This is a genomic window from Spiroplasma endosymbiont of Nebria brevicollis (assembly GCF_964030895.1).
In the GTDB taxonomy this organism is placed as follows: Bacteria; Bacillota_I; Bacilli_A; order Mycoplasmatales; family VBWQ01; genus Spiroplasma_E.
Map to the genome: position 1 here is coordinate 1,240,855 of NZ_OZ034986.1, position 20,015 is coordinate 1,260,869.

Annotated in this window: 31 protein-coding genes; 15 read left to right on the forward strand and 16 right to left on the reverse strand. The window is 23.2% G+C overall.

Going from position 1 to position 20,015, the window contains the following annotated elements; translation table 4 throughout:
• Nucleotides 1-19: 19 nt before the first annotated feature.
• The 5 genes from AAHM98_RS07300 to AAHM98_RS07320 all read right to left on the reverse strand — a co-directional run bounded on the left by AAHM98_RS07300 (nt 20) and on the right by AAHM98_RS07320 (nt 3,424).
• On the reverse strand, nt 20-526 hold the full coding sequence (locus AAHM98_RS07300; RefSeq protein WP_342276198.1) for a hypothetical protein: 507 nt from the start codon (nt 524-526) through the stop codon (nt 20-22).
• A gap of 73 nt (nt 527-599) precedes the next feature.
• Nucleotides 600-1,697 carry a redox-regulated ATPase YchF gene (ychF, locus tag AAHM98_RS07305; protein WP_342276199.1) on the reverse strand — a complete coding sequence of 366 codons (1,098 nt, stop codon included), beginning with the start codon at nt 1,695-1,697 and terminating at the stop codon, nt 600-602.
• Nucleotides 1,698-1,921: 224 nt separating this feature from the next.
• Nucleotides 1,922-2,641, reverse strand: a complete 720-nt coding sequence (locus AAHM98_RS07310) for a hypothetical protein (RefSeq protein WP_342276200.1) — start codon at nt 2,639-2,641, stop codon at nt 1,922-1,924.
• Nucleotides 2,642-2,744: 103 nt separating this feature from the next.
• On the reverse strand, nt 2,745-2,882 hold the full coding sequence (locus AAHM98_RS07315) for a hypothetical protein (protein WP_342276201.1): 138 nt from the start codon (nt 2,880-2,882) through the stop codon (nt 2,745-2,747).
• The gene (locus tag AAHM98_RS07320; RefSeq protein WP_342276202.1) at nt 2,852-3,424 is read right to left on the reverse strand and encodes a hypothetical protein; all 573 of its coding nucleotides are present in this window, start codon (nt 3,422-3,424) and stop codon (nt 2,852-2,854) included. Before AAHM98_RS07320 ends, AAHM98_RS07315 begins: the two co-directional genes overlap by 31 nt.
• Nucleotides 3,425-3,769: 345 nt before the next feature.
• Here AAHM98_RS07320 and AAHM98_RS07325 point away from each other — a divergent pair, with 345 nt between their 5' ends.
• A complete protein-coding gene (locus AAHM98_RS07325; protein ID WP_342276203.1) occupies nt 3,770-3,949 on the forward strand; it encodes a hypothetical protein in 180 nt (59 codons plus the stop codon).
• A gap of 48 nt (nt 3,950-3,997) precedes the next feature.
• Here AAHM98_RS07325 and AAHM98_RS07330 read toward each other — a convergent pair whose 3' ends face one another.
• The 7 genes from AAHM98_RS07330 to AAHM98_RS07360 all read right to left on the reverse strand — a co-directional run bounded on the left by AAHM98_RS07330 (nt 3,998) and on the right by AAHM98_RS07360 (nt 8,187).
• A complete protein-coding gene (locus AAHM98_RS07330; RefSeq protein ID WP_342276204.1) occupies nt 3,998-4,885 on the reverse strand; it encodes a ParB/RepB/Spo0J family partition protein in 888 nt (295 codons plus the stop codon).
• Nucleotides 4,878-5,642 (reverse strand): AAA family ATPase, encoded by a 765-nt coding sequence (locus AAHM98_RS07335; protein ID WP_342276205.1) that lies wholly within the window; start codon nt 5,640-5,642, stop codon nt 4,878-4,880. Before AAHM98_RS07335 ends, AAHM98_RS07330 begins: the two co-directional genes overlap by 8 nt.
• Before the next feature lie 85 nt (nt 5,643-5,727).
• Nucleotides 5,728-6,420 (reverse strand): 16S rRNA (guanine(527)-N(7))-methyltransferase RsmG, encoded by a 693-nt coding sequence (rsmG, locus tag AAHM98_RS07340; protein ID WP_342276206.1) that lies wholly within the window; start codon nt 6,418-6,420, stop codon nt 5,728-5,730.
• A gap of 24 nt (nt 6,421-6,444) precedes the next feature.
• A complete protein-coding gene (locus AAHM98_RS07345) occupies nt 6,445-6,687 on the reverse strand; it encodes a DpnII family type II restriction endonuclease (protein WP_342277256.1) in 243 nt (80 codons plus the stop codon).
• Nucleotides 6,678-6,968, reverse strand: coding sequence for a DpnII family type II restriction endonuclease (locus AAHM98_RS07350; protein ID WP_342276207.1), 291 nt, complete (start codon nt 6,966-6,968; stop codon nt 6,678-6,680). The genes AAHM98_RS07345 and AAHM98_RS07350 overlap by 10 nt, the downstream gene beginning before the upstream one ends.
• Entirely contained in the window at nt 6,946-7,167 is a 222-nt protein-coding gene (locus AAHM98_RS07355; RefSeq protein WP_342276208.1) for a DpnII family type II restriction endonuclease, read from the reverse strand. Before AAHM98_RS07355 ends, AAHM98_RS07350 begins: the two co-directional genes overlap by 23 nt.
• Nucleotides 7,168-7,359: 192 nt before the next feature.
• Nucleotides 7,360-8,187 (reverse strand): Mbov_0401 family ICE element transposase-like protein, encoded by an 828-nt coding sequence (locus tag AAHM98_RS07360; protein WP_342276209.1) that lies wholly within the window; start codon nt 8,185-8,187, stop codon nt 7,360-7,362.
• Between the two features lie 109 nt (nt 8,188-8,296).
• Between AAHM98_RS07360 and AAHM98_RS07365 the strand changes: the two genes are divergently transcribed.
• From AAHM98_RS07365 to AAHM98_RS07430, 14 genes are all read left to right on the forward strand, one after another.
• The gene (locus AAHM98_RS07365; protein WP_342275921.1) at nt 8,297-8,593 is read left to right on the forward strand and encodes a hypothetical protein; all 297 of its coding nucleotides are present in this window, start codon (nt 8,297-8,299) and stop codon (nt 8,591-8,593) included.
• A 12-nt stretch (nt 8,594-8,605) separates the two neighbouring features.
• Nucleotides 8,606-9,925: a hypothetical protein gene (locus tag AAHM98_RS07370; protein ID WP_342276210.1), complete on the forward strand. Its 1,320-nt coding sequence runs from the start codon at nt 8,606-8,608 to the stop codon at nt 9,923-9,925.
• A gap of 3 nt (nt 9,926-9,928) precedes the next feature.
• Nucleotides 9,929-10,177 carry a hypothetical protein gene (locus AAHM98_RS07375; RefSeq protein WP_342276211.1) on the forward strand — a complete coding sequence of 83 codons (249 nt, stop codon included), beginning with the start codon at nt 9,929-9,931 and terminating at the stop codon, nt 10,175-10,177.
• A 483-nt stretch (nt 10,178-10,660) separates the two neighbouring features.
• Nucleotides 10,661-10,849 carry a hypothetical protein gene (locus AAHM98_RS07380; RefSeq protein ID WP_342276212.1) on the forward strand — a complete coding sequence of 63 codons (189 nt, stop codon included), beginning with the start codon at nt 10,661-10,663 and terminating at the stop codon, nt 10,847-10,849.
• Nucleotides 10,849-11,046, forward strand: coding sequence for a hypothetical protein (locus tag AAHM98_RS07385; RefSeq protein ID WP_342276213.1), 198 nt, complete (start codon nt 10,849-10,851; stop codon nt 11,044-11,046). Before AAHM98_RS07380 ends, AAHM98_RS07385 begins: the two co-directional genes overlap by 1 nt.
• A gap of 17 nt (nt 11,047-11,063) precedes the next feature.
• Nucleotides 11,064-11,552 carry a hypothetical protein gene (locus tag AAHM98_RS07390; protein WP_342276214.1) on the forward strand — a complete coding sequence of 163 codons (489 nt, stop codon included), beginning with the start codon at nt 11,064-11,066 and terminating at the stop codon, nt 11,550-11,552.
• A gap of 126 nt (nt 11,553-11,678) precedes the next feature.
• On the forward strand, nt 11,679-11,858 hold the full coding sequence (locus AAHM98_RS07395) for a hypothetical protein (RefSeq protein ID WP_342276215.1): 180 nt from the start codon (nt 11,679-11,681) through the stop codon (nt 11,856-11,858).
• 13 nt (nt 11,859-11,871) lie between these two features.
• A complete protein-coding gene (locus AAHM98_RS07400; RefSeq protein ID WP_342275759.1) occupies nt 11,872-12,078 on the forward strand; it encodes a hypothetical protein in 207 nt (68 codons plus the stop codon).
• A 14-nt stretch (nt 12,079-12,092) separates the two neighbouring features.
• Nucleotides 12,093-12,278, forward strand: coding sequence for a hypothetical protein (locus tag AAHM98_RS07405; RefSeq protein ID WP_342275906.1), 186 nt, complete (start codon nt 12,093-12,095; stop codon nt 12,276-12,278).
• A 2-nt stretch (nt 12,279-12,280) separates the two neighbouring features.
• Entirely contained in the window at nt 12,281-12,451 is a 171-nt protein-coding gene (locus tag AAHM98_RS07410) for a hypothetical protein (RefSeq protein ID WP_342276216.1), read from the forward strand.
• Nucleotides 12,426-13,076 carry a PD-(D/E)XK nuclease family protein gene (locus tag AAHM98_RS07415; RefSeq protein WP_342276217.1) on the forward strand — a complete coding sequence of 217 codons (651 nt, stop codon included), beginning with the start codon at nt 12,426-12,428 and terminating at the stop codon, nt 13,074-13,076. The genes AAHM98_RS07410 and AAHM98_RS07415 overlap by 26 nt, the downstream gene beginning before the upstream one ends.
• On the forward strand, nt 13,076-13,873 hold the full coding sequence (locus AAHM98_RS07420; RefSeq protein WP_342276218.1) for a recombinase RecT: 798 nt from the start codon (nt 13,076-13,078) through the stop codon (nt 13,871-13,873). The genes AAHM98_RS07415 and AAHM98_RS07420 overlap by 1 nt, the downstream gene beginning before the upstream one ends.
• Entirely contained in the window at nt 13,866-14,396 is a 531-nt protein-coding gene (locus AAHM98_RS07425; RefSeq protein WP_342276219.1) for a hypothetical protein, read from the forward strand. The genes AAHM98_RS07420 and AAHM98_RS07425 overlap by 8 nt, the downstream gene beginning before the upstream one ends.
• Nucleotides 14,397-14,501: 105 nt before the next feature.
• Nucleotides 14,502-14,678 carry a hypothetical protein gene (locus AAHM98_RS07430; RefSeq protein ID WP_342275753.1) on the forward strand — a complete coding sequence of 59 codons (177 nt, stop codon included), beginning with the start codon at nt 14,502-14,504 and terminating at the stop codon, nt 14,676-14,678.
• A 67-nt stretch (nt 14,679-14,745) separates the two neighbouring features.
• On the opposite strand, the gene AAHM98_RS07435 is transcribed toward AAHM98_RS07430, so the two are convergent.
• The 4 genes from AAHM98_RS07435 to AAHM98_RS07450 all read right to left on the reverse strand — a co-directional run bounded on the left by AAHM98_RS07435 (nt 14,746) and on the right by AAHM98_RS07450 (nt 20,015).
• On the reverse strand, nt 14,746-15,216 hold the full coding sequence (locus AAHM98_RS07435; RefSeq protein ID WP_342275932.1) for a Panacea domain-containing protein: 471 nt from the start codon (nt 15,214-15,216) through the stop codon (nt 14,746-14,748).
• Between the two features lie 292 nt (nt 15,217-15,508).
• A complete protein-coding gene (locus AAHM98_RS07440) occupies nt 15,509-15,736 on the reverse strand; it encodes a hypothetical protein (RefSeq protein WP_342276220.1) in 228 nt (75 codons plus the stop codon).
• Between the two features lie 39 nt (nt 15,737-15,775).
• On the reverse strand, nt 15,776-18,706 hold the full coding sequence (locus AAHM98_RS07445; RefSeq protein ID WP_342276221.1) for a hypothetical protein: 2,931 nt from the start codon (nt 18,704-18,706) through the stop codon (nt 15,776-15,778).
• Nucleotides 18,660-20,015: a hypothetical protein gene (locus AAHM98_RS07450; RefSeq protein ID WP_342275928.1), complete on the reverse strand. Its 1,356-nt coding sequence runs from the start codon at nt 20,013-20,015 to the stop codon at nt 18,660-18,662. Before AAHM98_RS07450 ends, AAHM98_RS07445 begins: the two co-directional genes overlap by 47 nt.

The following is a 20,015-nucleotide window of genomic DNA, read 5'->3' on the forward strand; positions in this document are numbered from 1 at the left end:
TATTACACTCCTACTTTTTTTATTTTTGATTTGGCAATTCTTCAACTACTAAGATTAGCATAATAGCTGCAATAATTTCACATATCCATATAACTAATGTTATCAAAGAAAAAAATAATAATACAGGTATTGCTCAAAACACAAAACTACCACTTAAAATCAAAGTTGATAAAATTAAAGTTAAAATGGCAATGATACGAATTGAACGTTTCTTTTTCAATTTCTTAGCTGGTAACATGAAACAAATAATATCAATTAAAACTGCAATTCCTACATATGATAACGATAATGCTAATTCTAATTTATTTAATTCAAAACCTAACTTTTTACCAACAATAGCATCTACTAATAACAATATTAGAAAAATAACACTACCAGCAATATGGGCAATAGGACCCCAAAATAATAAACCACGGGCTAATTTTAATTTTTTTATTAAATCAAAACGCTTAGTCTTTTTGTTAACAGTATAATTATCTTCATTAGACTCAACAGGATTAAACGTTTGTAAATCGCTACTTAACATAAATAAGTTCTCCTTTTTTAAATAGTTTTTTCGTATTAATTATAACAAAACTATTAGACTTTATATTATTAATTTAAACATTAAAGCGGAAGTGACAAATATCACCATCTTGAAAAATATAATTTTTTCCTTCAACACGTAGTTTACCTTGATCTTTAACATTCTTCTCACTATCAAATGATATTAAATCTTGATAGTTATAAACTTCGGCTCTAATAAAACCTTTCATAAAATCAGTATGGATAATACCAGCACATTGTGGTGCTTTCATACCTTTAATAAAAGTCCAGGCATGAACTTCTTTGGGGCCTACTGTAAAGAAGGTTGCTAAGTTTAATAATTGATAAGTAGCAACAACAATTTGATTAATTCCTGAATTAGAAATATTTAATTCTTTAAACATTTCTGCTTTTTCTTCTGGTTCTAGTTCTGATAGTTCACATTCAGTTTTAGCACAAACAACAATTACTTCAATCTTTTTCTTATTCATGTATGTTTTTAATATTTCAACATATTTATTAGTTTTAGTTTCTAGATCATTCTCACCAATATTAGCAATAATAATTAATGGTTTAGCAGTTAAAAAATTATATGATTTAATCGTCTCCAAATCATCATCACTTAATCCTTGATCGCGAATAGCAATTTCTTGGTTTAACTTTTCATTAATCCTTTCTAACAATGCAACTTCAGCAATCACTTTTTTATCTCTTGTGATTTCAGCTTTTTTACGAACTTTTTCTTTTCTTTTACTAATTACTTCTTGGTCAGCAAAAATTAATTCTAATTCAATAGTTTCGAAGTCATTGATAGGGTTAATTTCACCTTCCACATGACTAACATTAGCATCATCAAAACAACGAATTACTTCACAAATTGCGTCAACAGTTCTAATATTCCCAAGGAATTCATTACCTAAACCTTCACCTTTACTAGCACCACGAACAAGGCCAGCAATATCGTGCATTTCTAAAATAGTTGGTACAATTTTTTGGGGATTAAAAATTTTAAGTAAATTTTTAAATCGTTCATCATTGACAGGAACGCTACCAACATTTGGTTTGATAGTGGCAAATGGATAGTTTTCAATTAATACTTGAGAGTTGGTAATGGCTTTAAAAAGCGTTGATTTACCAACATTAGGTAATCCAACGATACCAGCAGTTAACATATTATACACCTGTTTCTTTTTAGTTATATAATATATGGTATCATATAAAATGTAAAGATTTTAAGGGAAAAATAAAAGGGAATAAATAAAGTTTTATGGGAGGGTTAATTAAAAATAAAATAACTGATACTGAAAATATCAGTTATTTTATTTTTAACACTTATTTATAACACACCATTGTTGGCCTTACCAAATAATTGGAAAGCCTTTGGATGTCCTTTAAATTATCAAACATCAGTATCTGCTCTTTTAATAATTCAATTATTGAAAGAAAGATTATCACCCACAACACTTTTAATATTACCACATGCAAAAGAAGTGTATTCATAGAATATCTTAAGATAATTATATGAAATCATACGACCTCGTCCCCTAATAATTTTGAATGTCTTATCATCTACCTTTGTCACAATTCCAGAATTGCTTAAGTTAGGGTTTTTATACCACAAACCATTTAAAGATGTTGAAATATTATTTGTAATGATGTGTTCTTTTTTGGCATTATTGTTTATTTTTTCACTAATATAGGTACTAATATCACTTAGTTTGCTATCGTTAGAAACAAAATTATCAAAATCTGCCGGGTTTATATACATAGTTAAATTTCAACCAGTAGATAAATTAATACGACCTTGAGCAAACGTACCTTTTGAACAAAATATTGTGCCTAATGCTGTTGCTGTTTGTTCTGCCCATTTGTTTTGTGTCTGGTCAGTACGAACTTTAATAAAGTCTAAATTTATAGACTTCAATGTTAAACCAGAAATGCTTCAATCATCAATAGTAACAGGTCCATATTCATTAATATTGTCTTTATTTACTGTAATAGGGCGAGTGATTCACTTATCTAAATTAGTAGCAAATAGTGTTACATTAGATGTTAAATAATTCTTTAATAAACCAATTGCTTTATCAACTGTAGATTTACTATAAGTTTCATACATAGCTCGACTAGTTGCATAATAATTACCATTAATAACAGTATTGTTTAATACTTTTAATTCTTTATTATTAAAAACGATATTTTTAATATCTACTTTAGGATTATTAATTTTTTGCTTTACTAGTTACATCATTATCACTAGAAACAGTAACTTTTAATTCTGCAATAAAATCTTTTAAAGTTTTTTGAAAATTAAAAGTAACAGCTTTACTTAAATCAGAACCTTGATTGTCAAAGTACATCTCGTATGATTGAGTAATATCGCTAGTAATGGTTCGGTATTTTCACCTAAACATGTGAAATTTAACTTTAAATCAGCAGTAATATGATACCAATCAGTAACACCATAATCTTCTTTCGCATCAAAACCTTGACCAAAATCATTATTCTTTCATTCAAATTGTTTGTTAGTCAATAGTTTATCTAAGCCATCGGTATTTATTGTTAAAATATCGTTGGGATTAATGCCATTAAATAATGGTTTTAATTCTGGATATTTTGTTACTAGGTTATTACTAATATTTTTAACTTGCTCTGTTAGAACTTCTAAGAAACCAGTAACTGTTTCTGAACTATCATTTCGATTAATAACTGTATCTGATATTTGACCAATTTTTTCTAAATATTTCATAATTTTATCACCATTTGTGATATCACCAACTGTTCGTAGATTTTGTCCGTCATTAACCAAATTTGCAAACTCAGTTTGAATTTTTTCTTTGGCAGTTGCTGATAGGGGTTCGTCAGTGACATCTGGCGCTTTAGTATCCCCACAGGCAATCACAATTATATATATATATATATATATATAATTGTATACTTATAGTGTTAAATATGCTTATTTTATCCAACATAGAGATGACCCTATCCAACTTTACCTATGTAATTATTAGAAACCTTCTTTAACAAAACTACAATAATGAGAGTAAAAGTGTGTGAAATAGAATTGTTGATGCAACTGATAAAAATAAATGGACATAAAGTTAACTAAGGAAACTTGTCTTCTTAATAGAATAATTTATAGGCAAATCTTTTACTCTATTCCAAAATAAGTCTCATTTTATAGTTTTCAATGTGTTATAATTGATGAGAGATTAAAAGATTTTTTATTTTCACTAGGAGGTAAATTATGAAAAATAAATACCGCAAAGACCATAACCATAACCTACCAACGAAAATGGCAATTATTCTTGGTGCCAACAAAATCGTGGTTGGAATCTCAATTCTATTCGCTTGTATTATGCTACTCGTTATCCATGCTAATGTAAATCATTTATTACCCGCATTATTCAGCAAACAACCATTTTAATCATAAAACTGGTATTAACTTTTAAAAGTTAATACCAGTTTTTAATATTTATATTAGTTTTAAAAATTTTAAAATACGATTTAAATCATTATTATTAAGATAAGTAATCACTAATTGGTTATTTTTAATTTTAACACGTGTATTTAAAGTTCTAGTTAAATTTCTTTCTAAATCTAATAAATGAATATCATCATTTTTATGTTTATTCTTACCTTTATTCATACTTACTTGTTGCATTTTAACAACATTTTCAACTTTACGGACACTTCATTGGTCAGTTAATGCCTGCTTGGCAATACTTAACATTAATTGAACATTAGTTCCTAAACTTAGTAATGGTTTTACATGTCCCATTGTTAATTCATTACGTTGTACCATTTGTAAAATTTCAGCTGGTAATTGTAAAATTCGTAAAGTATTTGCAATATGACTACGTGATTTATTAACTTTTTGTGCTAATTGGTCTTGTGTTCACTTCATTTTACTAATTAATGTTTGATAAGCTTGTGCTTCTTCAAAGGCATTTAAATCAACTCTTTGAATATTTTCAATTAAAGCAAATTCCATTAATTGTTGGTCAGTTGCTTCAATCATAATAGCAGGAATTGTTTCTAATCCTGCTAATTTTGCAGCCTTAGTTCGTCTTTCACCAGCTACTAATTGATAAATACCATCTGTTAAAGTTTTTTTAACAATAATCGGTTGAATTAAGCCATGTTCTTTAATTGATTGACTTAGTTCTAGGATTTCTTGATTGTTAAATATCATCCGTGGTTGATAAGGATTAGGAACAATTTTGCTTAATAAAATAGTTTGCGCATAAAAATTGGCCATTTCTGGTGAACTTTCAATATTAGTTATTAATTCTGTTAAACCTTCACCAAAAATAGAAGATAAACCTTTAGTTGAAATACGATTTTTTTTCTCATTACTCATTTTTTAACACCTCATTAACTAAATTTTTATATGCTATTGCTCCAACACATTTCGGACGATAAGTGAAAATATTTTTACCATGACTAGGCGCTTCACTTAATGTCACATTACGTGGAATGTAACATTTATAAACTTTTTCACGAAAGTTCTTTTCAATTTCTTTTATAACTTCCACTGAGGATGTCGTCCTAATATTAACCATGGTTAATAAAATTCCTTCAATTTCCAAATTTGGATTAAATAGTTGTTGTACCAATCTAATAGTTGATAATAACTGCACTAATCCTCCTAAAGCATAGAACTCAGCTTGTAAGGGAATAATAACTGAATTAGCAGCAGCTAATGCATTACGATTAACTAATCCTAAACTGGGAGGGCAATCAATAATAATATAATCATAATTATTTTTAATGGGCGCTAATTTTTCTAATAAAATATTGCGTTTATTACGTGATTGTTCTAATAGGAAAATTTCAGCACCAGCTAGGGAAATTGTAGAAGGCAGTAAGTCAACACCTTGACAAACATTGACTTTAATTACTTTTTCAATTTTAACATCATGGACTAAAACATCATAAATATCTTCTTCAATCGTGTCACCAGCAAAACCCATTGAGATGGTAGCACTACCTTGCGGATCTAAATCAATTAACAATACTTTCTTATTTTCTCTGCCAATACCAGCAGCTAAATTAGTAGCAGTGGTAGTTTTTCCAACTCCACCTTTTTGGTTAGCAACTGCAATAATTTTTCCCATAAATTCTACCTTTCTAAACCCAATTATTAATATTTTAATTTAAGTAGTACTATTTAAGTTTAACATTAAATTAAATTAATATTCTTTACAAAGGTTTATTTTTAATTTGTTGGTAGGTTCTTGGATATTTTAAGGCACATAATTTACATTTTTGACAGTGGACTAATGTTCTTTGACCATAATCATTTGGTAGTTGATAAGTAAATTGATTAACTACTTTGGCACCCATAGTTTTAATGCTGTTTTGGGAAAGAGTTAATTCTTCATCAACTTTTAAACCTTTATAGGCAATAAATAAACCATCGATTTTTACTAATGCTAAGCATAGTTCACTTAAAATATTTAGTGATGCTAAAGCTCTTGCTGTAACAATATCAAACGTTTCACGATATTGGTGAGCAAATACTTCTGCTCTTTGATTAACAATATGAACGTTTTCTAATTTTAATAGCGTTACTACTTGTTGTAAGAATTGACATTTTTTACTATTAGATTCAACTATTGTTAATTGTAAATCAGGAAAGCAAATTTTTAGAATAATACCAGGGATACCAGCACCACTACCAACATCACAAAGATTTTGGTCTGTTAAAATTATGTCATTAGTAATTAAAAGGGCATCATAAAAATGTTTGTAATAAACATCAATTTCTTTAGTGATAGTAGTTAAGTTGTATTTTTTATTTTCAGAAATTAAGATTTCGTAATATTGTTTTAATTGCTGTTCCATGATTGGAGTTAGGGTTAGGTTATTTAGACCTGCTGTTCAGTTGTTCATTGGTTACTCCTTTGGTCTGATTAATTATTTAAATAGTTTTTCTAAAACTCCATTTTCTAAATCAAGTAAAGTATAAAAGTTTTCTATTTCATCATATGCTTCTCTTAGATTAGGTTTAGATGTCTTTCAACCTATACCATCAGTTATTCACACAAATGTTATGTTATCCAATTTACTAATAGTTTTAGATAGCGTTTTAAATCTTGAAGCTTCACTATTTAATTTTGAACCACCAGCATTATAAAAATTAACTTCTATTAAAAATAAACATTCTTTTGTTTTAACAACAAAATCAAATTTTTTTCTGCTTCTTTATTATTTTTATCTACTAATAACTTATCTATAGCTATTCCATATTTATTAGCAATATCTATTTTCTTAATTTTATTAAAAAATTCAACATAATTTGTTTTTTTAATAAAATTTTCTACTATCTTTTCCATAATAAAACCAGTTCTATTTTTTCTTGCATGAGAATCTAAACCGACAGTAATACCTGTAACATAATCTACTAAGTTATTTGATTTATTTGAAAATAACAAAATCAAATAACTTAGTTTTTTTCATAAAATTAACATATTCATTATTTGACATACTTTTTGTTTTAAAATTATATGTTATTAAGTATTGATCAATAACTGGTATATCAAATTTTGTAACTGCTAATAATAATGGAAGAACTGAAATTACTTTCGGATAATCATTAATAATTTTTATAAAATCTTTTTCGATATTTTTTTGAACCAATTAGTGAATTTAAATATTGGGCGAATAAAATATACGTATAGATACTTTCAATGAGAGAAATATATCTTTAATTGTTAGTGTAATTATACCATATATTATCATTCTTGTAAACAATAATATCACTTTAATTTTACTATTTTAATCTAAAAATTCCTAACTATTTAGGTAAATATTTATTTAATTTTATATTAACTAAAAACTAATATTTTGTTTATTAAGATATGCTACTCTTGCATTTAACATATTAATAAATGTTTTAGAATTATATGCTTTTGCACCATTTCCTTTTAATGACTTTACTAAATGAAAAACAGTACTTTCAGCATAACAACCAATATTTCAATCTGCTCCTTGATTAATAATACCTTGAGTATTATTTTTAAAATAATTAAATGTTTTTTCATCAACATTATTTTCTAAAATATTAATAAATTGATTATAATTACCGTTTTTAAAAGAAGCAGATGAATCTATATACTTAGTTCAATCAGTAGATTCTTTTTTCTTTCCCCTTTTACCAACAAATGATTTTCAAAGATAACTAAAAGCATGAAATTTATCTAATATATAATAACCACCTAATAATTTAGCCATTGCTCTTATTGATAATGCACCATCACCTGCAATTATTAAATTAAGATTTTGAGATTCTAAATCTTTTAAACTATTTATTTTAATATCATAATTATTATTAATAGTTTCAAAAACAAAATTATATACTTTATCTTGTGACATATTATCATCATTTTTATATAATAAAAATGCTGTTGTTTTATTTAATAATTTATTTCTATTTTTACTAATATTAATTTTATGAGTATAAAGATTAAAAATTTTAATACAATGTTTTTCTATTATTCCATAATCATTTCTTAAAAATTCATAACAATCATCAATATCAATATGAAGTTTTTGATTATCTAATACTTTAATTTTTTCTTTTAAAGGTTGAATAGTAAATTTACTATTTTTTATTATATTACTAATAGTTTGATTTGAAATAGGACAATCGGGTAACATATCTTAAACTAAATTAAAAGAATATGAAACTAAAATTAATAGTTATGAAGAGCAACAATTATTTTCTAATATTAAAGATACTAAAAAAGTAAATTTAATTAAAAATTTAATGAGTACTGATAATTATAAATCTTTATCTAAACAAGAAGCATTTAATAAAATAAATGAAGATTATAAAGAATTTCTTATTGATAAAATATCAGAATCTTTTAAACAAGAAAATAAACCTAATACAAATGATTTTAATCCTAAAACTCTTTTAGATTTACATACAAATAGTATTAATCCAGAAGAATTAGAAAGAAAATTAAATGAAAAAGCAAAAACTACAGGTATTACTGACCCTAACGAATTAGAAAAACTTGTAAATTTAGCAAGAGGAAATGCACTTAAATCTATTAAATAGAAAGAGGATAAAATGGCAATTCCACAAATACCTAAAGCATTTATTATTGGTGGTAATACACCTACTGAAAATGCTGTTTTAAGTGTACTTGAAGCACAAGTTCGTGGTGAATTAACTGCTGAAATAAGTACTTTATTTATGAGAAATACTGTTACTGCTGACCAAATAGCAAATATTAGTGGTGTCGCAATGGCAATATATAGAGCAACAGTTCGTGTATTATGAGGTTCAACATGAGATGAATTTACTGGTACTAAAAGACAAAAAGGAACAGTTAAAACAACAACATTAATTATTGATAAAGAATTAACAATTGATTTTAATATTCCAGAATTTCATATTGAAAGATTTATGACTTCACCAGCAAATGTAGCAACTCAAATTGTTTCAAATTGAACAAGTTCATTTATGAGAAATTTAAGAGAAAATTTTGAATTAATATTTTTACAAGGTACCAAAGATTATGTAATTGCTAAATCATTAGTATTACCTTTAAATTTAAATAATATGACTAAAGAACAAGCATTAAATGCTTATTATATAATTGGAGAAAGAAATAATAAATTAATTAAAAAAGTAGATGATATTACGGTTGGTATTAATAAAGCAGATTTAACTGGTGCTTGTGGTATTGATAGTAGTTTTAATTTGGCAAAAGCATTTACATTATTAAATTATGGTCAAATTGCTGCAAATACTTTAGCAACTGGTAAAAGATATACAAATCAAATTATGGGTATGGAATTTTATGAAAGTTTTTATTTAGAACAAGATTTTATTCATGATACAGTTTCTGGTATGCATTTAGAAAAAGATTATAATTTATTAAATTTATTTGGTGTAGTTTATAACAGATATATGTGAGGTATGCCTATTTCATTTACAAAAGTAAGAAATAAATTAGATAATGCAACAGATAATATTCGTATTATTGGGAAAGCATTATATGCATTACCAAGTGCAATTAGACCAGATTTAATGTATATTATTCAAGAAAAAATGCCAACAATTGATGAAATTAAAACAGCAAGAGCAAAAAATTATAAAACAGACCCAACTAATGTTAATGCTACTTATCAATCAACAGATTATGATAATATGAATATTTTAGATTTACAAAATATAATTTATTATAAAGATTTAGGAAACATTACTATTGCTAGTGATAATCCTACTAGTGATGAATTAGATATAGCAATAGTAAAAATAGGTAATGTTGGATTTGAACCTAAAAAAGCAACATATACTAATATTACTAATACAAGTGCAACTATGACTGGTGATAATAAAGAATATTATGGAACAGTTAAATTAACATTTACTAAGGCTTAAATTATGGAATTTATATATAAATATTTTAATGATAAATCACATATTATTATAAATTCCCCAAAACCAGAAGATTTAAATAGCTCACAAGATATATTAGCAATATTACTTTATGAATTTCCAACATTAAATCCAAATTATATAAGAGTAAGTAATGTACATGATAATTTTGCTGTATGTGTTGGAGATAATGTTAATTTAAAAGGTAAAGTATTAATTCAAATTAAAAAATCTACTAAATTAAAGGACGTATAAAGTTAATAGTTATAATTTAATAAAAATATAAATGAGAGATAATACTCTCATTTTTAATTGTTAAATTAAATATACTGTCGTAGAAGTCAAATTGTGAGTTCTTTATGAAAATACTTCTATATCAGGATAAAAGAGTAATTTATTAATTTTTATTGAATTTGTTATTGTATGTATTTGTCTATTAATTGAAGTCTCTATATTGAGTTAGTAAAGAATTTTTCAAGATTATGTAATAACCATAAACCCTGTTCTTTAATTATTTTTAAATTATTACACATAAAGGGGGTTATATATAAATACATACCTTATCAATTATATATTAACATAAATTAAATAATTAGTAAATATATTTTTATTTTTTTTAGGTCTTGTCACTATCAGTGAACAAGAACCTATTTATAAGATTTTTAAAAAAAGAAAATAAAAAAAACAGCAACCGCTTACTAAAAGTAGCGGTGCTGAATAAAAAGAAAGGTTTTTAAAATGAAACATAATTTTACTGTTAAAAGATATTATTGTAATTATTGTGATACTTATAGAATAAAACATTTATTTTATTTTCAAAATATATTTTTACAAGATAAAAATAATAAAGTTATTTGTATTTATTGTTGAAAATTAGAATTACATTTAAAAGAAATTTGATATGAAAAAAAAGAAAGGAAATATTAATGAGTATTGAAACAATCATATTATTATTAATAATAGGAATTTTTGCATGAATAATATTAACAACTCTGGGTTTATTTATGTGTAATGATAATAATGCAATGGGAGTAATAATATTATTTATTACTTTAAATCTTATAGGTTTATTATTAGGAATTGCAATTATTTATAATAAAAAACAAAAAGAAAGTAATAAATAAAAAGAAAGGTTTTTAAAATGATAATAGAATTTTCACAAGACCAAATTATTAAAGAAACAAATAATGGTGCAATAATAATTGAATTTGGAGAATATAAAATATCAATTTCTAAATGTTTTATTAACAAAAATTCTTTTAATATTGATGAAACACGAATATATTGAGTTTTTAAAGATAATATAAAAAAAGAATTAAATGGTGTGCAATTAAAAGAATTATTAAAACAATATATTCAAATTGAAGATTTAAAAGAAAAACCAATAATAAATAATAAAATGATTGAAAAATTAATTACTCTTGAATTTTATAAAAAATATAATGGTTATTATATTGGACAAATAAAAAATGAAGAATGTTTTAAATATAATATTACCTGAGAAAAAGATAGAAAAAGTTTTAAAATAAATAATCCATATAATCATAATGATTTAGTAATAAATTATATAGTAACATCATTAAAAGATTTAGTAACTCATAATAATAAAATATTTTATTTAAAATATTAAGAAAGGAATTAATATAAATGCTTAATTGAAATATTATTACTCATAACTGTGATATTTGTTATAAAAAATCTTCATTTGCTAATAGAACATGTAATAACTGTTTTTATAAATTAATAGGTAAAAATAATGAAATGTAAATTACATAATAAAAAATATATTTGAATTAGTGAAATAGATAATTCTTATTATTGTAATAAATGTATTAATAATAATAATATGATTGAAGAAGATATATATTTAACAAGTGATAACTATGATAGTTTATATAACTATTATATTAATGAATTACAATTAGAAAATTTTTAAAGGAGAAAAGATAATGAATCAATTAGAATTACAAAATGCAAGAAAATTAATAGATAAATTTGAAGAATTACAAGAAGAATTTAATAGTAAATATGAAGAATTAGAATTTGAAATTGATAATGATGGTGATTTAAAAATTATGAAAGATTATTTTTCATATGAAAAAATAAATAAATTAGAACAAGTAATTATTCATTATAAAAAAATTATTAAAGGTTAAAGGAGAAAAATAATATGCAATATAATTATTTATTAAAATATAAAGTAAATTATACTAATAAAAGAAAACAAAAAATATTTTCTACAATTGAAAATGCTATTAATTTTCATAAAAATTATAAACATCATATATTAGAAAATGCTTATATTGAACATTATGAAATATTAGTAATGGAATTAGATATTAAAGGAGTTGAATAATAATGTCACCAAAAAATATACCAAAAGAAGAATTACTAAATAAAGTATTAATAATTAGATTTAAAGAATTTGAATTTCAAGAATTAAAACAGTTTTGTAAAGAAAGAGAAATAACTATTTCTGAATTTGTAAGGAATTTAATTAAAAATGCAATTAAACGAGCAAAAAAATAATTTAATTTTTAAAAAAGATACACATCAATATTTTTTAAATAAAGAAGAAAAAATCTCAGTTTCTAAAATTATTCAATATTATTTATATGAAGATAAAAATCCTTATGAAAATATACCTTTTGATAGATTAGAAAATGCTAGATTAAGAGGAGAAACTGTTCATAAAGTAGCAGAATTATATTTTAAAAATATAAATATTAATAATATAAAAGATAAATTATTAAATAATATTCAACATTTATTTAATAAAAATTATTTACAATATTGTGAAAATTTATTAAATAATTTACAAGAATTTAAAGTAAATACTAAATATATATGTGAACAAGTATTTACTTATGATATTATTGCCGGAACACCAGATTTAATTTATAAAGAAAATAATTTATATACAATAATTGATTTTAAAACATTATCAAATATGTATAAAGAAAATAAAGAAAAATCAATATTACAATTAACTGCTTATTATTGAATATTAAAAAATAATGGTTTTAATTTATCAAATACACATTATATTTATTGAATTCAAAAAGATAATGTAGAAAAAATATTAGTAGAAATAACAGATGAATTAGTATATGAATGAGAAATGGCAATTGCACTTTGAAAGGAAAATCACTAATGGCAAATTTAACTTTACCTAAAAATATAGATAAATCAAAAATACAACAATTTACTAACTATTATGAATTAACAAAATTAAATGATAAAAAATTATCAACATTAAATCCACAATCAGTTATTAATACTTTAGTAACTATATTTGAATTAGATTTAAGTAATAATCCAATTAAAAAAGAAATAGCATTAATACCTTATAATAATGAATTACAAGTACAAATACAAGAAGATGGTTTTTTAACTTTATTACAACGTTCAAATTGTGTAATTGATTTTCAAAGAGAAATTATTACTGATAAACATATTTTTAATAAAGAAACTCAACGTTGAGAATTAGACCCTAGTAAAATATTTGAAAATAAAATAATTATTGGTTATTATGGTATGATTTCTATTAAAAATTATTTAGGTAAAATAATTACTTTTATTAAAGGTATGACTAAACAAGAATGTGAAGAACATAGAAAAAAATATAGTAAAGCAAATGGTAATAGTCCATGAACTACTAGTTTTAATGCTATGGCACTTAAAACAGTTATTAAAGCAATTATTAGAGATATTAATAAAGACCCTAGTATTAAATTAGAAAATCAAAATATTATTGATAGAGCAATGCAAATTGATCAAGCAATAGTATTAGAAAATGAAAATATAATGTATGTTGATAATCCAAATAATGATAATAAAGAAATTAAATTAAAATCTATTGAAGAACCAAAAGAAGAAATAAATATTAATTATGAACAAATACAAACTAATATTGATAATTTAGATAAGGTAGTATTTAGTAATGAATAATTATTTACTTTCAATAGATCCAAGTATGAAAAATACTGGGTTTACATTATGAGAAAATAAAATACCAATATTAATAACTAGTCTTAATTTTTCTAAAAAAGATTATCATTATTTTACTGATTTTATTAATATAGTTTTTCTACAATGTCAAACTAATAATTTAGGTTTAATTGATGATAAAACAGATTATAGTTTATATTTAGTAATTGAACGTGGGATATTTAATCCAAAATTTGGTAAAGGTAAAGAAACATTAGACCATTTACGTGGTTTTATTGCTGGACAATTTAATAAATTATTAACTAAAGATATGTTAGTTAGTAGTAGTGAATGAAGAAAATGATATCAAAGTTTAGATGAAATTAAATATAATTGAAATTATAAACCTTGAACTAAAGAGTTATCAATTGAACTTTCTCAATTCATGATTAAGAACCATAATTGAAATATTAAAATTAAAGACCATGACCAAGCAGAAAGTTTATTAATTGGTTGATATTATTTAAATAAGGAAGTGAAATAATGGTTTGATGAGAAATATTAATAATTATAAATTCTACAATAATAGCATTAATAAATTTAGGTTGTTTTATTGTTTTATTACTTGATTTAGTAAGGAAAAAATAAAATGAAAACTAAATTAAAATGTATTTGTAAAGATTGTAATAGTAAAGTATTAATTAAATTACAATCTACAGATTTAGAAAATACTTCTGTTCAATTTTTTAAAATGTGTAAAAAACATCAATTAGATTTTAATAATAAAGTAAAAGAAATTAAAGAATATTATAAAAATAAGGAGTAAATAATGAATTTGATTGAGATTAATAACTAAATATAGATAATTTATATTTAATGATTTTTGTCTATTTTTATTTGATTTCAGGGACATCTTGTTCAAATCATTTCTTAATTAATTCATTATCAATAACAGATGAATTTGGAGTTTTTAATCATGGTTCTGTATCATGTGAAGCACTAACTAATCTCATTGTAGAAAATTGACTTAAATGATTTAATATTTTTTGAAATATTTTTTTATTATATTTAGGAGTTTCAAATTCTTGAAATCTATAAATATCTATCCCATTAGAACCACAATCTTTTAAAAAATTATATAATGGTTTTACTACTGGTCCATATGTTCAAGCATAAAAATTAATATTTATTATTTCTTTTTTAAGTTCTTTTCAATAATAACAATAAAGAAATAATAAGATTTTTTGTAATCTTAAATTACTAATATTTTCTTGCATTTCTTTTGGTATATTCTTATTTTTTTGTTCTTTATCATAAAATTTTATGATTTCTTTACATAATCCTTTTACTTTATTAATTTCCATTTTAATCACATCCGAACGATAACTTAGCAAAAACTATTATTTTATATTCACATATTAACATATTTAAAAAATGAATAATTGATAATACAAAAATATAATAAAAAAAGTTACTATTTCTAGTAACTTTTTAACCTTAAATTTAATCTATCAAAACTACTAAGAAAAAATAAATAGATTAATTATATTATACATTAATATTTAAGATTGTGGGGGAATATTATTTTGTTTTATTATATAATCATCAACAACCTAATATTAAACCAAATATATTTAATAATATAAACAAAAAAATCTAAAATATATTAGTAAATGTTGCTAACGCAACTATTATAATGCACATAAAAACTAATATAGAAAAACAAATACCAATAATTCCGCTTTTGTTTTTAATACTTTTTTTCTTTTCAATAGAGTTACATAATAATACTGCAGGTATTAAAAATACTATCATAAAAAAAGTTGCTATTACTGCTATTTTAACTAATATAATCTCATGAGTTGTTCCTAATAATCAATTCATTTAATTAAACCTCCTACTAATATGTTTATTATAACATGTTTATCTTGAATTTAGTATAATTTGTGAAATAGTTAAATTATAATATTTATAATATCTTATGTACTGTGTTAAACCTAAAACCGCTTTTTCACTGAATCAAGAAACTTCTAATTGCATAATATTTGGTAATAATTGTATTTTTCACTTAAATTCTTTGTCAGATAAATCACAAAATCCTAATATTGTGTCTTTTTGATTTTCAATACTTTGTGTAGTAATATTATCTTCAATTCTAGATTGCATATAAGTATTTTCAACACTATATACATTATTTTCATTTCTATCAATTTCTATTCCTATTTTACCATTACCATAATATCCGGCATATAATCCATGATATGTAATATTATGGTCTTCATAATATTTTAATTTTAATGAACTATTATATGTTAATAATTCTTTTAAATCTCTTGAAAAAACGAAGGTTTGAGATTTAGAAGGTTTAAAAATTTCTTTTGTAGAACAACCTTCCGTTTGATGATTAATAAACTCATCTGTTTCATATTCATAACTTAAGTATACATCTATACTTTTATAATATCTTTTTAAATCATTAAAAGTATTAATTAATAATGTAGGGTCTAAATAATCTTTAAAATTAATATCTATTTCTAAGGGTTTAATTTTTGGTGCTACATAATCATTTCAATTATAAGGTGAATATTGTAACTTATTATCATTACCTATACTAAATAAACTTTCTAATGGTAAATCCATTTTTATAGTTGGATTACTTGGAATAATAACTATTTGTTTTGCTATATTTTGTGGACTTGGTGGTAAGATATTTGCTGGATAACTAAATGTAGTTTCTTCAGTTTCTTTATATTCATCATGATTTAATTTATATAAAGTAGTTCAATTAAAAGCATTACTAGTTAATGCTCCTTTATTTTTATATCTAAATTGTGCTATTGAAAGTTCATTATAATCACCTTGATAAGTAAATGGATTATCACTATAAAATGTATGTCTTTCTTCACCTTGATGTAATGATTGAGTTACAATTGTATCAATAATGTATGCATAATTAGAACTATCACCAACACCATTACTTGTTGGATTTCATTGCATTTCTGTGTCTAAGTTAGTTAATGGACTTGCTATATCTAAAAATTCAGTATCTTCTGCTAAAATATAAACTTTATTATTTTTCTTTTGTGATAAATCAACTGTACTTATTTGTTCTTTTGTTTTTAATTTATGACCAGTTTTAGGGTCTCATGGATATACTGATATTCTATCAGTTAATTTCATAGTCATAGCAGTTGTAGAAACATTAGCACCTAATAATTTACCAATAGCAAAAGCATTTTCATTAGCAAAAGCATTTAATGGAATTAAACCACCATTACCAATAATATTTTCTAAATTATTTGTAAAAAATGCTGACATAAAACCATTAAAATATAACATTTTTTTATATTGTTGATTATTTTGATTAATAATAAAACCAATTGGAATACCTAAACTTAAAACATTTAATAATTTACCAATTAATGGTATATCACTTGAAGCAAAAGGTAATCATTGTACACTATCATAAGGCATTTGTATTAAACTACTAAATACTACTGAATTAAAATTTAATATAGCACTCATATATTTTTGACTTATTTTTGAATAATCTACAGTTGGTGAACCAATAATTAAATTAGTATCTGGGTCTTTATATTTAAAATTACTAGACATATCTACATTATAATTACCAGAGATATTATTAATATTTCATTCACTATCTCAAAAGAATTTAGCTTCTCCAATTGCTGTACCATTACTATTAGTTGCTTTTGTTTTATCAAATGCTAACATACCTTTAAAATCTTTTGTAACAAATAAATTTGCTTGTAAATTTAAACTAGTTGATAATCATTCTTTTCAATTTTTAAAATTAAGATATCCAGTAGGTTTTGCATCCATTAAATTATAAAATGTAGTTTCTGGATGACTATTAGTAGTTATTTTATCATTAATACCTGCTAATAAACCACCATTATTTTTAACTGATGTACTTGAATGGTCATTATTACCAGCAATAAATAATCTTCTTGAAGCAAATACTTTTTGTTCAAATATTTCATTATTATTAATTTGATTAGGTGCTTGACCTTGTATTATAGGTCTACCATAATAATAACAACTAGATAATAATTCTAAACCATAAGATTGTCTATGACTATATCTAACTCCAATATCACGCATTAAAGTACGATTTAACGTTACTAAACTATTTTGAATAGTAGGGAAAGCATAACCACTACCTGGACTTGCATATTGTACATAATCAAGCGTATTTTGACCACTTGCTACTGCTCTATCATTAACTGAACTAAAAGTTAATACTTGCATACTAAATTCACCATTATAAGGACTATAATAATTAGTTACATTTGAAATATATAATAATTGTCTATCTTGATTTTTACCAGTATTACCACCAATATTTTCATTTTTATCATTAAATACACAAAAAAATTGTAAATAATCATCTACTGTAATTTGTTCTTCAAACATAACTAATATATATTGTCTTGTTGTAGAAATTGTTTTAAATAATTGATTATTAGGTAAACCACCAAAATCTACACCACTTGTATCATCAATTAAATAAGCATTTCAATAATCACCAATTTTATATTGTTTAGTATAATATTGGTCTTGTCCAGTAGTTTTATGAGTAGTTGGGTCTGTTATACCTTTATTTTTTTGATAGATTTTAGTACTATTTTTTCAAATACATACAACTGGAGTATTACCAGAAAGTATTAATTCATATTGACCAAAATCACTAATTTTACTATTAATAGGTTTATAACCAGTTTCAGTTAAAGGTATTGCTCCATTATTAATTATAAATGGAAATATTTTTCAATGACTTAAACGTTTAATTATTGCTTGTTGTCTCTTTAGATTTAGATGTGCGTGTTTCATTAATTGAATTCGTTGATGATTGCTCATTTTCACTATCTCCTAATTCTTTATTTAATTTTTTATTTTCTGTAATAATATTTTCAAATTTATTTTCTGCCATAAGTTGGTCAATATTATCATATTCACCAATTGCTTCACTTACTGTCATAGTACCATTATTTAATCTTGAATTAATAATTTGGTCTTGTACTATTTGGTCAGTCATTGCTATAGGTATAAATTTAAATGAATAAGGTCTTTCACCAATACCATTTCATAAATTTTCACTAATAAGAAGTAAATCAAATATACGATAAAAATAAGCACTATAAAATGCTATTTTAATTTCTGTTGTTTCCATATCAAATTTATTATTAAACATACTTTGTGTTTTATTAGTATAAACATCATTACCATGTTCATCATAATCATAACCAGAACCATTAAATATTGCTTTAGCAGTACCATTATAATCTAATCAATATTCACTAAATTTTGGGTCACCTTGTATAATTTGCATACTACCATTCCCATTTTTATCATATCCAGCACTACCAACATTAACTATCATATCTTTTTTAGGATTTTCAATAATATTACCATTTTCTTGCATTTCTTTAACTGTTTCATTATCTAATACAGCAAATAAAGTAGTAACATTAAATTCTCTTTCTAATCTTTTTTTCTTAATAACTTGATTTAAATCTCATATTAAATCTCATACTGCTGTACAATCTGGATATGCATTTAAAGTAGTTGTATTACCATATAAATTAATAATTGGTAAATTAGTTATTTCAAAAATAGGAATATAATTAAATGAATTTTTAATTTCATAAGTTTTTAATGGTGTTATATTTGGTTTTAATTTAGTTCTTGTAGAACCTAAAATAATATCTTTATTATTATCTTTATATGTTTCATATTTAACTTTTCCATTTTGTATTATTACTCAAGTTAAAGTAGCACTATCAGCTTGTTCATTAATAAAATAAAATTCTGCTGATTGTTCTTGTTCATTATATTTAGCAACTCTACCACAAAAACTATTAGGTAATATTTTAAGGGATTTACTATTATCTTCATTAATTATAATCATAATAAATACTTTACCCATTAGTGAATTTTGTAAACCAAATTTATAAAATTTTTCTAATCATTTATCTTTTAAATTCATTTCATTAAGATAATCTAATATTTCTTTTTTACTTGAATTAAATAAAAATCCTTTACCTAATCATAATTTAGTTGATTTTTGAGCAATAATCATTGGTATATCAATATATCAATCTTTTTTATCACAACTTAAATATTCCATTGTATTTATCAT